Origin of the sequence: Paludibacter propionicigenes WB4 (assembly GCF_000183135.1) — a bacterium.
In the GTDB taxonomy this organism is placed as follows: Bacteria; Bacteroidota; Bacteroidia; order Bacteroidales; family Paludibacteraceae; genus Paludibacter; species Paludibacter propionicigenes.
This window is the reverse complement of sequence record NC_014734.1, coordinates 2,919,147-2,934,939: the sequence shown is the minus strand read 5'-3', so window position 1 is coordinate 2,934,939 and position 15,793 is coordinate 2,919,147. Positions and strand designations below refer to the sequence as shown.

Annotated in this window: 11 protein-coding genes; all 11 read right to left on the bottom strand. The window is 36.9% G+C overall.

The genetic code is table 11. The features are described 5' to 3' along the window. Positions 1-7: 7 nt before the first annotated feature. Positions 8-2,554 (bottom strand): DUF5686 family protein, encoded by a 2,547-nt coding sequence (locus PALPR_RS12095; RefSeq protein WP_013445921.1) that lies wholly within the window; start codon positions 2,552-2,554, stop codon positions 8-10. A gap of 48 nt (positions 2,555-2,602) precedes the next feature. Further along, positions 2,603-3,016, bottom strand: a complete 414-nt coding sequence (locus tag PALPR_RS12090) for a GtrA family protein (protein ID WP_013445920.1) — start codon at positions 3,014-3,016, stop codon at positions 2,603-2,605. Next, positions 3,010-3,483 (bottom strand): phosphatidylglycerophosphatase A family protein, encoded by a 474-nt coding sequence (locus PALPR_RS12085; RefSeq protein ID WP_013445919.1) that lies wholly within the window; start codon positions 3,481-3,483, stop codon positions 3,010-3,012. Before PALPR_RS12085 ends, PALPR_RS12090 begins: the two co-directional genes overlap by 7 nt. Then, positions 3,461-4,783, bottom strand: coding sequence for an inositol-3-phosphate synthase (locus PALPR_RS12080; protein ID WP_013445918.1), 1,323 nt, complete (start codon positions 4,781-4,783; stop codon positions 3,461-3,463). Before PALPR_RS12080 ends, PALPR_RS12085 begins: the two co-directional genes overlap by 23 nt. 268 nt (positions 4,784-5,051) lie before the next feature. Next, positions 5,052-5,492, bottom strand: coding sequence for a MarR family winged helix-turn-helix transcriptional regulator (locus PALPR_RS12075; protein WP_013445917.1), 441 nt, complete (start codon positions 5,490-5,492; stop codon positions 5,052-5,054). 305 nt (positions 5,493-5,797) lie between these two features. After that, on the bottom strand, positions 5,798-10,255 hold the full coding sequence (locus tag PALPR_RS12070) for an efflux RND transporter permease subunit (RefSeq protein ID WP_013445916.1): 4,458 nt from the start codon (positions 10,253-10,255) through the stop codon (positions 5,798-5,800). A 2-nt stretch (positions 10,256-10,257) separates the two neighbouring features. Next, positions 10,258-11,280, bottom strand: a complete 1,023-nt coding sequence (locus PALPR_RS12065; RefSeq protein ID WP_013445915.1) for an efflux RND transporter periplasmic adaptor subunit — start codon at positions 11,278-11,280, stop codon at positions 10,258-10,260. Between the two features lie 73 nt (positions 11,281-11,353). Further along, complete coding sequence (locus PALPR_RS12060; protein WP_041620402.1) at positions 11,354-12,469, bottom strand: tetratricopeptide repeat protein; 1,116 nt, start codon at positions 12,467-12,469, stop codon at positions 11,354-11,356. Between the two features lie 144 nt (positions 12,470-12,613). Next, positions 12,614-13,204, bottom strand: a complete 591-nt coding sequence (locus tag PALPR_RS15510) for a TetR/AcrR family transcriptional regulator (RefSeq protein WP_013445913.1) — start codon at positions 13,202-13,204, stop codon at positions 12,614-12,616. Positions 13,205-13,307: 103 nt separating this feature from the next. After that, positions 13,308-14,759 carry an aminoacyl-histidine dipeptidase gene (locus PALPR_RS12050; protein ID WP_013445912.1) on the bottom strand — a complete coding sequence of 484 codons (1,452 nt, stop codon included), beginning with the start codon at positions 14,757-14,759 and terminating at the stop codon, positions 13,308-13,310. Positions 14,760-14,924: 165 nt separating this feature from the next. Beyond that, the gene (locus PALPR_RS15505; RefSeq protein WP_013445911.1) at positions 14,925-15,665 is read right to left on the bottom strand and encodes a NigD1/NigD2 family lipoprotein; all 741 of its coding nucleotides are present in this window, start codon (positions 15,663-15,665) and stop codon (positions 14,925-14,927) included. Between the last annotated feature and the right edge of the window lie 128 nt (positions 15,666-15,793).

Genomic DNA, 15,793 nt, shown 5'->3' with positions numbered 1-15,793 from the left:
TATTTGTTTAGAAATCAAATTTAAACCGCATTCTGAGTCCGATATCTGCCACGTGTGGATGATTTAGGTACGAGAAACGTTTCACTAAATCTACCCTGAAAAGTTTAAATATATTACCGATACCAATACTTCCCTCAATGTATGGCGCTTTTGCCATAGAGTAAGTCAGCGGAGATCCATCAACCTCTGTAGGCAATTTGAACAAACCGCTGGTTTGAGACGGATCATTTTGTTTGGAAATATCTCCCCAAAGAACTTTACAAGTAACGCTTTCTCTTAAATCCAGCTTATTTATGAGCGGAATCTTATTCAGGAAAAAGCCATTGAAACAGTGATCTATATTAAGTGACACATACCTGTCGCTAACAAACTCGAGGAAATTCATCAAGTTGTACGACATAATCTGATAAGAATATGTCTGATTAGCACGTGCTATATTCAACAATGGATAAGGAACTTTTCCAAATATTTTATCTGCCTCAAATACAACATCTGAATATCCCAGAACTGAAAAATAAAACCTTTTAGAGGCTGAAAAGCGAAGATTGTAATAATTATAATCATTGCCCCACAGTTTTTGACCTGAATTAAGCTGGACTTCAAAAGCAGGATACTTACTCTTCACCGGTATCCTCATTGCCTTACCCTGATAAAACTTCTCATTGGGGGCGTAACGGAGCTTAAGCGAAAATTCAGATATATTTATGTTGTCAATATCGTTAGTATGCTGAGCATAATCGGTGTAATTATAAAACAGATTTCCACCGGGAGCCTCCTTTGTGTACTGATAACCGAGTGTGTATGAGAAATGATTCTCGAACTCATTCAGATGCTCCACCTTAAATGTTTTGTTATAAAACAGTTTATCGTTGACCCCTCTTTTTATCGAGAGCAGAACAAAATCCTCCTGAATAAACTGCATTTCCTGTCCGGGTATCTTGGTATCATTCTGATAACTCATACTCAGCGATTTTACAGGAAACTCATAGGCCGAATGAGGCGTCAGCGAAACTGTCCCACTCAGGTAATACTTTAGATTCTCATCTTTAAAGCCGTAAGCCAGGTACGTATCAAAGTTAAACCTCTTGCTAAACTTAGGAGTAGTTCTACCACCAAATCTTAAACGGGTACCTTCTATTGGATTGAAGCTGTAAAAAGTATTCACAGGTCCAACTTCGAAGATTCCCAAATCTTTGTATCCGAACAGCACGATATTGATGATATCAACCGTTCTTTTAAAAATAGGCGTACTCTGCACACTATCAATGATAGCGTAAGTTCCGGTTTCAGATTTCGAAAGTTCTTTGTGTCTGTGTGCCTTCCAGTATTCTTCACTTCTTATATTGGCACTATCAAGCACCACTACACTCTTTCCTCTGAATATGGAATCACTCTTGGATGGTTCAAACCGATAACCTTTGTATGAAACAGTCCTTTTTCCTAATAAACTCTGCCCTTTTTTGGTTAGTCCAAAGTTAATTGCTGTTTCATCGTACGATAGCAACCAGCCTTTATCAGCAGTTTTGTCAAACTCCTGCGTAATTTTCACATCCTTGACAAAATTGAGATTTATATTTTTGTTTACAGACAATTCTATACCCTTAATAGCGTAACTGCCATCCAGGGTTATATACAGAAATCCCTGAAAAAGCATATCTTCCTTATTTCTCGATCCGAAAAACAGCTTGACATATTTATCTGCTCCGGACTGAATAGTATCTGAAATATAATATCTGTAAAAAGTAGGAGCCGAATTTGCAATCGGGCTTAGAAACTGGTTGGTAAGCAAGGTAATATTATTATCATATATCTCAATATCTTGATACATGTACTTGATATTATCTTCAATCCCTTTATTGTCCAATCCCTCAAAGTTGACTGACTTATTTGATTTTATAATTTCCTTTTCGTTTTTAGGCGATTTGCGATAATAATAGTCCGATATGGTTTCTTTCATGTAAATCGGCAATATCTCTTTACCATTTTCCTCCGTCGAATCAGTGCTTGCAAACATAAACTGGAGGTTTTTAAAAACCCGCTTTTGTTTAAATTTGGGAGTTATATCGTTGAAAGCGAATTGTATTTTTTCATACTTCTCGTTTTCATAATAATTTACAGCTTCTTTTCTGTTCTTCTTCTTGTTAGCTATAACATTTTCAATAAGTTCTACAGCAGGATTGTTTTTATTGCGGTACCTTGCTTTTTTTACTGTAACCTCTTTCAGATTTTGCGCTTGAGCGGTAAGAAGAACTTCCATCTCTTTTTCAAGATCTAAAACAGCAGTTACGGCCTTATAACCAACGCACGAAACTTTGATTTGTGTTTTGGAAGAAATCGACGCATCTCGCTGAATTGTAAATTTTCCGGATGCATTAGTTTTGTAAACCCGCTTATTATCATGAACAAAAACAACAGAAGCTGATGGTATAGGTTCATTAGTTTGTGCATCAAGCACAATTCCTTTGATGGCAACAGTAGATTTATCTGCTTGAGAAAAACCCACAAATGGGATAAAACTTAGAAAAATGGCTAAGATTGCTATTCTTGTTTTCATCAATTTAAAAATCGTTCTATATAGTAACGGCTCAATTGTCGTTTACGGTTAAATACTGCTTTTAGTTTTAGTTTTAAAAACAAAAGTTTTTTGTAGATAGTAATTGAAAAAAACACCTACTATCACGGCAGTTGCTATTTTGGAGATTAAATAATAAAGCCCTACAATCTCTGTAAAAAAAATAATGCCACCCATATTTAAAAGCATGCTGGATAGCCACACAAGCATATATCTTGGTATCTGATCGGCTTTCTTCTCATTTTCGGCGCTAAAAACCCAGTAGCGCCCAAGTGTAAAATTGACAACACCTCCACAAACAACGCCTATTCCTGAGGATAGGATATAGGAAAAACCAACGAAGGATGTCAAAATATAAGTTATAGAAAAATCGACTAATGTGGCCGTTAATGATGCCACTTGCGCCTTAAAAAACTTTGCCAAATAATTGAATGCTTCTACCACATGAATTGTGTTTTAATGATTAGAAACAATTGTAATGTCACATTTGCAAAAACCCCGGCAGCCACATCATCCAACATTATTCCCCAACCCTGAGGAAACGCTTCAAATTTTCTTATAAAAAATGGTTTATAAATATCAAACAGGCGGAACAAAACAAATGCCAACAACATGAATAATATATTATTCGGGATGAAGAGCATCGAAATCCACATGCCTACAACTTCGTCTATTACTACTCTTGATGGGTCTTTTCCCCATTCTGGTATTATTTTATTAGAGCTATAAACACCAATTAGTGTAAAAAAGATTATAAGTGCCAGTATGTATATATCTGGTTGACTGGAATAGTGCTTAATAAAATAACCTGAAACAAACCCTCCTAGAGCACCAAATGTGCCGGGAGCGAGGGGTATTAACCCCAAGCCCATACCGGTACAAATAAGTTTATGCAAAAAGTTCATTTTCATAATAATCCAAACCTAAATGCGTAATCAAGTCTTCACCTTTAAGGTATCTTAAAGTGTTTTCCAATTTTTCCAATTGTTTGAATACATCATTTTGAGCAGGAAGTCCCTGAGCAGTTTGAGGAGATTTGCAGTAGAATGACAACCATTCTTGCACACCACGCATGTCTGCTCTTTTAGCCAAATCAATGAATAAAGCCAAGTCAAGAGCCAACGGTGCTGCTAAAATAGAGTCGCGACAAGAGAAATTGATCTTAATCTGCATTTTATAGTTCATCCAACCGAAAATATCCAAACAGTCCCAGCTTTCTTTAAAGTCGCCACGAGGTGGATAATATTCAATTCTGATTTTATGATAAGTATTACCATACAATTCAGGGAATAATTCAGGTTCAAGAATGTCGTGCAATACGCCTGATTTTGAAACTTCTTTTGATTTGAAACTTCCCGGATCGTCCAACACTTCTCCATCTCTGTTACCCAAAATATTGGTAGAGAACCAGCCATCAAGACCGATTAAACGAGCACGTAAACCAGGAGCCAAAATTGTTTTCATCAAAGTTTGTCCTGATTTAAAATCTTTACCCATAATTGGAGTATTTGTTCTGTGTGACAATTCTACCATAGCAGGCACATCACAAGACAAGTTTGGAGCTCCATTGATATACGGATAACCTAATTTTACTGCCGCGTAAGCATAAATCATACTTGGAGAAATGTTAGGATCATTGTTTCTCAGACCTTCTTCAAGACTTTCAACAGTAGCATGAACATCTGTTTGAGCTGAATATACTTCTGTAGAAGCACACCAAAGAACAACTATACGAGAACAATTATTTTCTTTTTTGAAGTTCTCAATATCAGCCATCAATTGTTGAGCAAGGTCCATTTTTGTTGGTCCTTCTTTGATATTGTTTGGTGTTAGATTTACAAGGTATTTATGATCATAAACGGCTGTCATTGGTTTAATCTTGATCAACTCATCTTTCAATGGTTCGATGTCTGATTTTTCTAATACACCAGCCTTATTAGCAGTTTCGTAAGCATTGTCGGTAAACAAATCCCAACCTCCGAATACAACGTCATCTAAATTTGCCAATGACACGAAATCCTTAATGAGAGGGTTTCTTTTGTCAGTTCTTTTACCCAAACGGATAGTTCCCATTTGCGTTAACGAACCGATGGGCTTTGAAAGTCCTTTTCTACTAGCTAAAACCCCGGCAATCAGAGTCGTAGCAACAGCACCCATACCTGGCAACAGAATACCAAGCTTTCCTTCTGCTTTTTTAATTTCTCTTTTCATTTTTCTGATATTAATTATATTAAATATATAAATCCTAACAACATAATTAGGCTGTTATTCTTGATTAAAAAATTTGAATAATTTTATTGCGTTTCCGTTAAATCTTACGTGTAAAAAGCATTAATAGTTCTATTAAAGAAATACAAAGGAACTATTTTTTCTTTTTACAAATATCTTTTTTCATGAATATTTTTTAATAAATATGCTTATTTTCCAGCTTCAAACAAACCAATCAATCATTGATGAAATCAACTATCTCGATCAGAAATCAAAGTTTCTCAGAGTTAGCTCTGATTTGATTTACCACTTTAAAAAAAGTAGCCATTTCTTCCTCAGTTACACCCTGCTTCAACTCTTGTATTAGCTTAGACCCAATTACAACATAATCGTTCAATCCCTTTTCACCGTTTTTTGTAACCATCAAGCAGTTTTTTCTCCTGTCGCTCACATCAACCACCCTTCTAACCATGTTTTTATCTTCTAATGAATCTATTAAGCGGAGTATCGAGGACTTATCCTTCCCCAACATATACGCCATATCTTTCTGAATAACGTCAACATCGTTATTATGAATCGTATTAAGCAATATAAATTCCTCTATCGTGAGCTTAATAAATGCCTGCTCTCCAGTACGTTTTTTGAGTACTCTGATTATCTCGCGCATCATCTTGCCCGCTTCCATTATTAATGATAAATTCCGATTTTCCATTTTGTTGATTTAATTACGTTGCAAAGGTAAAACAATTAATTGACAAGTTCAACTATTGTCGAAGAAATATGATTGCAAAAAAGCAAAATGTCAATTACACATGTTTTTTACAATCACATTTAAACTCCTGTTTGGAACAACGAAACTGAGTATATGTTTATAAAGACGAACAATGTAGAATTTTACTCTAATCATTGACTTCATTAACATATTAATTCCTTTCATCTGAAACAACAGGCAATTGGCAGTTCAGATAAAATCAGTCCGCAATAATTGATTAGTGAGAAATAATGTCGAGCTATTGCTTACTTGTATCTGCCTATAGCTTGCATATAATTTGCCATTTTTATTTTATAAGAACAAACTGCATCAGTAAACTGATTTTGAGAATCTTGATACAAAGCTTGAGCTTCCAGCAAATCAGACATAGAAGAGACACCTGCTTTATAGTTGTCATTCACTACCTTTAGATTTTCTTTCGACTGATCGACAGAGGCCTGACTGGTTTTAATTTGAAAGCGGCTCTCATTCAGTTCGTTTTTAGCTTGTTGAATTTGGAGATTAAGCAGTTCCGTTGTTTCCGATAATTTATTAGCTGCCTGCTCTATTTTAAACTGGCTTTCTTTTAGCTTATGAGACCCTCCCCACCAATCGGAAATAGGGATAGACACCGATACAAAAGCCATAGCATTGGATGACGTTTTGTTGGCTACATCGTTCACAAAACCAATTCCACCCAGCGCCACCTGCGGAAGGTATTCTCCTAAAGTCATTTTTTTCTGCAGTTTTTCAGCCTCCAATGCTTTATTCAACATTTGATATTCATACCTGTCCTTTGCAGCGTCGACGGTAGATGATTGTTGTAAGAACTCTGTAGGAACTTCGGGATGAATCAGCACGAAAGTACTGTCATAATCAATACCAATATGTTGGCATAAAGCTTCTTTCGACAAACTGATTCCGTTTTTCAGCTTCAGTTTATTCATTCCTACTTCATTCAGTTTCAATTGTACTTTCAGCAAATCACTTCGCTGTGCCAACCCCGCTTTAACAGACACAGAAACATCAGAGAGTAACTGATTGAGTAGTTTTTCGTAACTGGTCAGCGTCACCATCTTATCCTGCAAGGCAATTGTACTCCAATACAGGTTCTCTGTTTTTACAAGCACTTCGGTAGTATTCAACAGCTTCTTCTGCTGACTAACTTCAGAACCAATTTTAGCCAGTTTATTTCCATTCACAATACGCCCCCCGGCAAAAAGTGGCTGGGTTACCGAAACACTTGCCATATTGATATAATCTAATGCATTTATGGGTATTTCAGGCACGTAAGCAAATTGACTTGCCGTGGCCAGATTTGCCAAATTTCCATCATAGACCGGAAGATTCATCGACGGAATAGTTCCTTTAACCAGATAATCTGCAGATCGCATAGCTAAACCGGATGCACTTACTTTCGGGAAATAGTTGGTAAATGCGCTTTTTTTAGTCTCCAGCGCACTTTTCACCTCTAAATCGGCATTCTTAATTGTTTTATTATTTTTCAATGCATAAATCTTACAAGAATCTATTGAAAGTGTGCGACTTTGAGCATGAGATCCCGTCGACATAAATGTTCCCATTACCACAAACAGCATAATTAAAGGGGTGATCTTTTTGATATTACTGTATGGAATATGCTTACTTTTAGGTTTACCCTTCTTCTCATTACGATAAATTATGGTGTACAAAACAGGAAGAATAAACAATGTAAGTACCATTGAGATTAATAGTCCAAAGCAAATAACTGTTCCCAACGGTCCCCAAAGCGGCGAACGACTTAAAATCATAGGTATTACACCTACTGATGCAGCTGCCGAAGTAAGGAAAATAGGTCGCATTCGTCGTTTGGCTGCAGCTAAAGCAGCTTCTTGTATTCCCATTCCGTGTAAAGTTCTTAGCTCTTGCAGGTAATCAATCAGGATAATTCCGTTACGGACTACTATACCGCATAGACTGGTAATACCAATAAAAGCCGTAAGACTAAATGGATACCTCATAACAAATAAACCGATTGCAGCCCCTGGTAAACCTAATAACATAGTTGACATGATCAGCGAAGCTAGTTTTACCTTTTTGAACTGGAACAGTAAAATAAAGAAGATAAATGCGATACTTATTGCTAATGCCAGACCCATTGGTAAAAATACTTCGGTTTGACCTTCATAATCTCCACCATAGCCTACTGAAACACCCTTAGGCAAATCAAGCTTATCGATTTTGGGTTTGATTTCAGCTAATATATTTGATGCCATCACTTTGGAGTCAACATCCAATTGTATGGTCAACGTTCTTGTTCCGTTACGATGAACAATGGTTCCCTCCGTCCATTCCGGCGTGAATTTAGCAAATGATCTTAAAGGCACAGACGAAAAACTCATCGGAGAAGTAACAGTTTGATTTCCTAAATAATCAATATCCTTTTTCTCTCCCTTTTCTTGTTTGAGCTCTACTGACACAGGATAATCATTTTCCCAAATAGTAGTCAACGGAATACCATTTAAGCTCATCAAAAGAGAAGTCGCAACGAGTCCTTTGGAATAACCCATTCGGTTTGCTTTATCTTTATCCAGGTCTACCTGAACATTCAGCTGTTTTTGTTCCCAGTCAGGGTACACCCAGGTAATCCCTTTTACGGGCTTTATGATGGAATCTATCTGGGCTTCTACTTTTCTCAAATCTTTAATAGAGTCACCCGAAATACGCAGTTCGATGGGATATTTATTGATCTGCATGGCCAGAATTTTCCATTTTATATGGGCATTTGGATACGCTCCCGCTGTTTTTTTACTGTATTCCTCACAGATGGCTCTGGTTGCTTCGTTGTCTACCGTATTTACCATCAACTGTCCATAGTTAGGACTTGGAATATGAGGTGCATACAAAGTATGGAAACGAGGAGAACTGCTACCTATAAAGCTGGTTACCGTACTTACTCTTTTGTCTTTTTTCAGAGTATTCTCCAAACTACTTACCACCTTGGATGTTGCTTCAAGCGAACTTCCTTTATCAAGGTAAACTTCTACAGCAAATTGATTTCGTTCTAACTCCGGAAATAAGCGCTGATCTATCTTTAGAAACAGAACAACGGCCAGAACAATAGATCCAACAGCAACTCCCATAGTCACTTTAGGATGCCTGAATGTAGCATCCAAAGCAACATCAAAACCTGCCTGCATCTTATCCAGGAAGCTCTTTTTATCCGTATTTTCATCTGCCGATTTCAGACCTTTTTTAATGAAATGGAAATTGAGGAACGGAACAACAAACAATGCAACAACAACCGAAACTACCAATGCGATACAAATGGTAAGAGGCAATGGTCTTACAAAATCGCCGGATGTACCCGGAAGCATAGATCCCAGGGGAATATATACTATACAAATAGCCATTGTAGCAGTAATAATAGGTGTTACCAGTTCGCGCGCACTTTTGATGGCTGCATGCCACGAAGACATACCCTGGTCCTTCCGTTCAATATAATTATCTATGACCACAATGGAATTATCCACAATCATACCCAACACCACAATCAATCCTGCTAACGAAACAGTATTTAACTCAACTCCAAAAAAATACAGAAACCCCAAGGTTATAAGAATAGCTATGGGAACAGTTATTCCTGCAATGGCAGCAACCTTTTTTGGCAACAATAACATCACAACCAATATCACTGCGATAATAGCGATAAGAAATTCACGCATAAAATCGGAAACCGAATCATTTACATATTGAGGCAGATTGGATATGACGTTCACTTCAATATCTTTAGGACAATTCTTTTTAAATGCATCTAATGCCACTTGTACGTCTTTACCAAAGTCAACGATATTATTCCCTTGTTGCATTTCGAGCGATAAAAGAATGGTCTTTTTCCCCTCCTGACGAATGTAGTTATCCGGTTCTTCATCCTTCCGCTCTATTTTGGCTATATCTTTTAATCGGACAACACCACCTGTCGGATCGGCAAACACTATCTGATCGGATAAATCCTTTTCCGATTCAAAATTGGCTGGAAAATGCACATATAAATCATTCTCTGGCGTTTTTAATTTACCTGCAGGTGATACCATTCCATTGAACTGGTAAGAAGACAGGAGCGAAAGTGATTTAATGTTGTACTCATTCAGTTTTTCGGGTTCAACATTGACATAGATCTTTTCCTTCTGAATACCGTAATCTTTTATCTTGGATACTGCAGGAATCTTCCGACATTCGGCTTTGAGTTTCTTCAACTCATTTTCCATGTCTTTGTAGCCCTTAGTGTTCGAAGAAAGAGTGATTAACATCGCAGAAGTATCTCCAAAATCGCTGTTGGCCATCAAAGCAATTACTCCCGATGGTAAAGAAGATTTGAATTCATTTAATCCATGTTTCAGCTTCGACCAGAACTCATCGGCATTGGTTACATTGTCGTTGAGTTCCACATAAATAATCATCATTCCTTCTTTGGATTCCGAATAGGTCTTTGCCTTTTTTACCTCTTTGAAACCAAATATATAATTCTCAACTTGCTTGGTGAGTTGTTCTTCTACTTCTGCAGAGCTTGCTCCCGGATACACTCCAATAACCAAACCTTGTCGAATCGTAAAGTTGGGAAATTCATTACGGGGCATTTTTAGCAATGCTACAACCCCAATCAGGACAAATACCACAACCAGAATGTTGGTAATGTTGTGATAGCGCATAGCCCATCCTATAAAACCTGTTTTTTTCTGTTTCATAATCAAAATGAGATTTTACTGTTATCCGACAATTTATTTCCACCATCTTTCACCACTTGTTCTCCAACTGATAATCCTGACAGTACTTCAATATTATCATTTTGATAATTACCAATTTTGATAATTCTTTTACGTACTGTTTTCTTTGTTAGATCAGCCACATACACAAAGCTATTATTCTCTTTGTCCTTATTAACAGCCCTATAAGCTACCGACAATACTTCTTTATTAGCGGTTATACCCAGATTCACATCGCAAACCATTCCTGGTTTCAACAATAATCCAGGATTTTTCACAGTGATTTTGACCTCGTAAGTACGCGAAATCTGATCGGCCACCACACCTACATTGGTTACTGTGCCATCAAAAACCTTATCCTGAAGAGCTGAAACTTTAAAAGTAGCTTTCAACCCTTTTTTTATTTTACCTATCTCATTCTCGGGTACACTGATCTTGACATACACTGTTTCGATTTTCACCAATTCCAGCGGAGCCACCGGATTTCCCAACGAGGACATACCGGGTTCTATGTTTCGTCGTCCTATAACTCCATTGTCGGGAGCATAAAGCGCACATTTAGTCAAATTGTTTTTAGCCAGTGCAGCTGAAGATTGCGCCTGTTGCAGATTCGACTCCATTTCCACCCATTTAATTTCAGATAAGCTTCCGTTATCATGAACATCCTTCAGTCTGTTGTAAGCATCTTTTGCCTGTTTGTATTTGGCATTAGCCACTTCATACATACTCAAAGCATCTGCTTTATCAACAGTCGCCAGTAATTGGCCCTTGCGAACAGCATCTCCCGCATTAACGAGCACCTTCAATACCGTTCCCGTTGTTTGAAAGGTAAGAGGTATCGTTTGAAAAGCCTCAATACTACCACTGTAATGCAAATTGCCTTCACCAGTTACTTTTGTCACTTCAGTTAATACCACCTGAGGGGCTGAGTCGTCCTGCACTTTGTCTTTATGAGCACAACTCGCGAGTAAAAATACTACTAGTGTAAATGAAATTGTCTTTTTCATACCTTGTTTTTTATCTGTATTTAAATTACTATAAGGAAAACACAAAGCGTTATTCCTGTTTTTTTATCTCTATTTATTTATCAAAATTTATTTTCTTGAAAGTTGCCAACTTTAGCGCCTTGTCCCGAAACTTTTTGCTGGCACTCATATCTTTTTTTATTTCGTTTATTCGGCTCAGTCCAAAATATCCATAGGCTACACATTCATTTCCATACGAACCAAAAAATGACAGCTTACTGATTCCTGAATTGTAGTACTGTTCAGCCAAATTATTCTCGTGATATTTCTTTTCTTTCAAAACTCCATGATAAATGCTAAGCTGTGCCTGAAAGTATTTATTTTCAATCTCTTTTTGTGAGGCAGTAATCACTTTCTCAGCGTCATCGTATTGTTTCAGAAGTAGTAGATTTTTAATATACAAAGCAAGATATTCTGAATTATCCGGGTATAACTTATTGAGGGTTCTGGAGTAATAAATAGCTTGCTGATATTTGTTTTCAAAGTTTAAATAAATTCCTGCCAGTAAATAATAAGATTCAGCCCTTAACACAACACCATTGATGGCAGCATTATGCAATTCCTTTAATCCTGTCTTCTCATTTCCAGATGGTAAAAGAAAGACTAACGGCTTATAACCGGGATTCGCTTTGGGATAAGCCTCCCGGTAATAATTGTAAACTCCGGTATAATACTGTAAATCGGTGCATGAATTGGTTAAGCCGAAAGCATGTCTAACATTGCCATAAGTACCAGTTACAAGAGGAATCACATCCATTGTAAGATTATTCAGATTATAGTATTCTAAAAGCATACCCCTTGCACACAGATTAGTCAACAAGTATTCCGCTTCATGGGCAGGAATCTTATTCTTCCCCGATAGACGGATACATTGACGTAAGTCTTCCTCAAATGAAACGTGTGCAGGGTTTGTATTTAGTAGCGGATAGTTTTTCCAGTAAGTCTGCATTCCTTTTAGAAGAAGTACAACAGGATGCCCCGGATACGCCTTCTTAATTTTCAGCAAAACTTCCTGAGTATCCTTAAACTGCATATTATAAATGCAATCAATATTTCTTTTAATCAGATTTAGCGTTACCGAATCCTGAAATAATTGTGCATTTAATGTACTTGTACCAAAAAGGAGTGGCAACAAGATGCTTATTATTAATATTTTAAATCTATTTCGCATTAAAAAACTTTATAAATTCGATTTGAACTGCTGACGTTATTAATCTTTTCTTTTTTCACTAAACCTGTTGTCGCTTTTTTATTTAGTATAAAAAAAATTGCAACCATACTAAACGACCAGTATGCAACTAAAGCTAAAAAAAAGTTACCTTTTTTTTAGCAACATATACATTTGGTCAAGTTGAGCTCTAAGATTTAGAATAGCTTCATCGATTGATTGATTTTTGATTATTGGCGCTGCAAGTCCCAGCATATTTGAAAAATAGCTTTGAGCAATTAATGTAGTGTCTATATCCGAGCGAATTTCGCCCCTTTCAATCGATTTGACCAAAATAAGTTTAATCTTATCTGTTTCATTCTGGATAAATTGCATTTTCTGATCTGCAAAGCCCGGATAGTGTCTAAAACTATCTGCAATCAGCGACATATAGTTTATAACTTCAAATTCTTCTCCATGCGAGAATATATTGTGTAGTGTCTCTTTGGCATTACGAATACAAGCCTCACTAAATTCAAGAAAAGTGTCCACCTCTTCATTTAGCACTATTTCATTGACAACAAAATATTTGTCGATGACGGCTTTAAATAATTCCTCTTTATTTTTAAAGTGATGATACAAGGCTCCTTTTGTGAGGCCGATAGCATTACTTATATCGCTGATGGATACCGCCACGTAGCTGTCTTTTAAAAACAAGCTAAATGCCTTTTCTATTATATATTCTCTTGTGTCATTCATAAAATTAAAAAAATACTGAACGATTGGTATGCAAAAGTACAACAAAATCCGAGACAATTTAAAAGCGAGAATAAATTATAACATTAATTAAGATATCCGCCCATTAATGCCCACGTTCGAAAGCCAATATATCAACCAGCCATTCCCAGCATTTTTGGGAAGAAGAGATACTTAACCGTTCATCAGGCGAGTGCACCCCATACATTTGAGGTCCAATGGATATCATATCCAGAAAAGGATATTTTTCGAGGAAAAGACCGCACTCCAACCCTGCATGAATGGCACGAATTTTAGGTTGCTGGCCGAAAAGTTTAATATAGCTGTTCTTTGCCGTTTCTAAAATACCGGAGTTAAGATTTGGTTTCCAACCCGGATAGCCATCACCTTGTGTGACAGTTGCACCTGAAAGAGAAAACACAGCTTTAACCTGATTTGCAATATCATATTTAGAGGACTCAACCGAGCTACGCTGGCTGGTGGTAATAAGGATTGTTTGGTTATCCTGCATCTTTACCGAAGCCAGATTGGTTGAAGTTTCTACCAAACCCGGCATATCAGGACTCATCGCAATAACACCATGCGGACAAGCATACAGCGCATCGAGCAACGCGTCGGATGTTTTTTTGTCGATAAGCTTTTCAGGAAGTGTTTCTGATTCTAACTCCAATCGAATTTTAGGCTCTACACTCCCTTTTTCATTTTCAATATCGTTTGTGAAATGATTAAAAAGAATTCTCACTCTCTCCTTTTCCGAAAAAGGTACACAAGCAGTAGCAGTTGCTTCTCTTGCAATGGCATTACGCAGATTTCCACCATCAAAGTTTGAAAGACGTAAATCCATTTGCCCATTAAGAGTCCACAGAAAACGATTCAATATTTTATTGGCATTTCCTAAGCCTTTATCAATGTCATCGCCGGAATGACCACCTTTTAGTCCTTTGATTGAAACAGAAAAAGCGAAATAATTCTCAGGTGTTGGATCGGCTTGGTATGAAAGAACTGCTGTGGTATCAATACCTCCGGCGCATCCTACAAATATTTCACCATCATCTTCCGAGTCAAGGTTTATCAGGATCTTTCCTGTCAGAAAATTTGGTTCCAGAGCAAATGCGCCTGTCAGACCAGTTTCTTCATCTACCGTAAATAAACACTCTATGGCTGGATGCAACAAGCTATCGTCAGATAAAACTGACAACATCATCGACATACCAATACCATTATCAGCACCAAGGGTTGTTCCTTTAGCTTTTACCCAATCACCATCAACATAAGCCTGTATTGCATCAGTCTCGAAATCAAAATCGATATCACTGTTTTTTTCGCAGACCATATCCATGTGAGCCTGCAGAATAATAGCCGTTCTGTCTTCAAAACCTTTTGTTGCAGGCTTTGATATCAGCACATTGCCGGCCGCATCTACTTTTGTCGTCAAATTGTAGTTTTCGCCAAAAGATTTTAGATAAGCAATTACATGCTCTTCTTTTTTTGATGGTCGAGGAATTTGGTTTATTTCATGGAAAAAATTCCATAATGCTTTTGGCTCAAGGGTTTTCATATAACGTTATAAATTAGTTGGATTATCAATTCAGAAAAAACACACAAAGGTATCAAAAAGTTAAGCTCTGAAGGAAATAATCTTTATAAATTAAACTATCGCATACAAAAAGCCCACTTACCAAGAGGCAAATGGGCTGTTTGCAAAACTACATCAAAAATCATGTTAGTGAATCTTAGAATCTAACTTCAAAGGAAAAGGAATCTTTGCATCATGCATTAATGCCGATTGCGCACTGAATTTATACGTTAATTCATACGTTTTACTAATCGTTGATGAATATTCACGGGTATGAATAACCAACTTAACCGAATCGTTAGCAGCATGATTCAGTTTAAGCGAACTTAAATTAAATGATGCCATACCCCATTTGGAATTTGACGGATAATCGCCGTTTGCATTATGGCGAAATTCCAGATGCGTCTTGTTATCTGTATATGTTTTGGTGCTATCGGAAACCAAACTAATATAATGAGTTTTGTTATAACCCGGATATACAAACTCAACATTCAGATAATCACTGCCAATCCAAATATTTCTAATTTCAATTTGATCATTGCCGATACTGTCCTGTTGCGCCGGTTTAATTTTAAAAATCCCTTTTGTAAGGATTTCATAGACATCATTTAGCTTTACAACATTAACCGAATTACTCGTTGGCGAAACCTTCTCAATAAAACTGTAATTTGCAATAATACGCTGACCATCCTTCGGTTTATAGTTTAATAGTCCTGCAGTATTTGTATGCATGAAAGTCCTGTCATCCAAGCGAAAATCGAACGCTGTACTCTGCGTAGGGTTTTCAACTGTGGCAATACCAATGTGATTGTTTTCATACGAATTTGAATCATCGTTACACGACATAACAAGAAACAACAATGAAATACCAATAAATAGCTTTCTCATAACCTTATAATTTTCAATAATAAATTAAATAAATGCTTACACTTAACCGATTACTAGTCTATCGGTTTTATAGGGTAGATGGTGGATAAAAACAAAACGTTGCACGCATCACGAAAAAATTTGAAAGA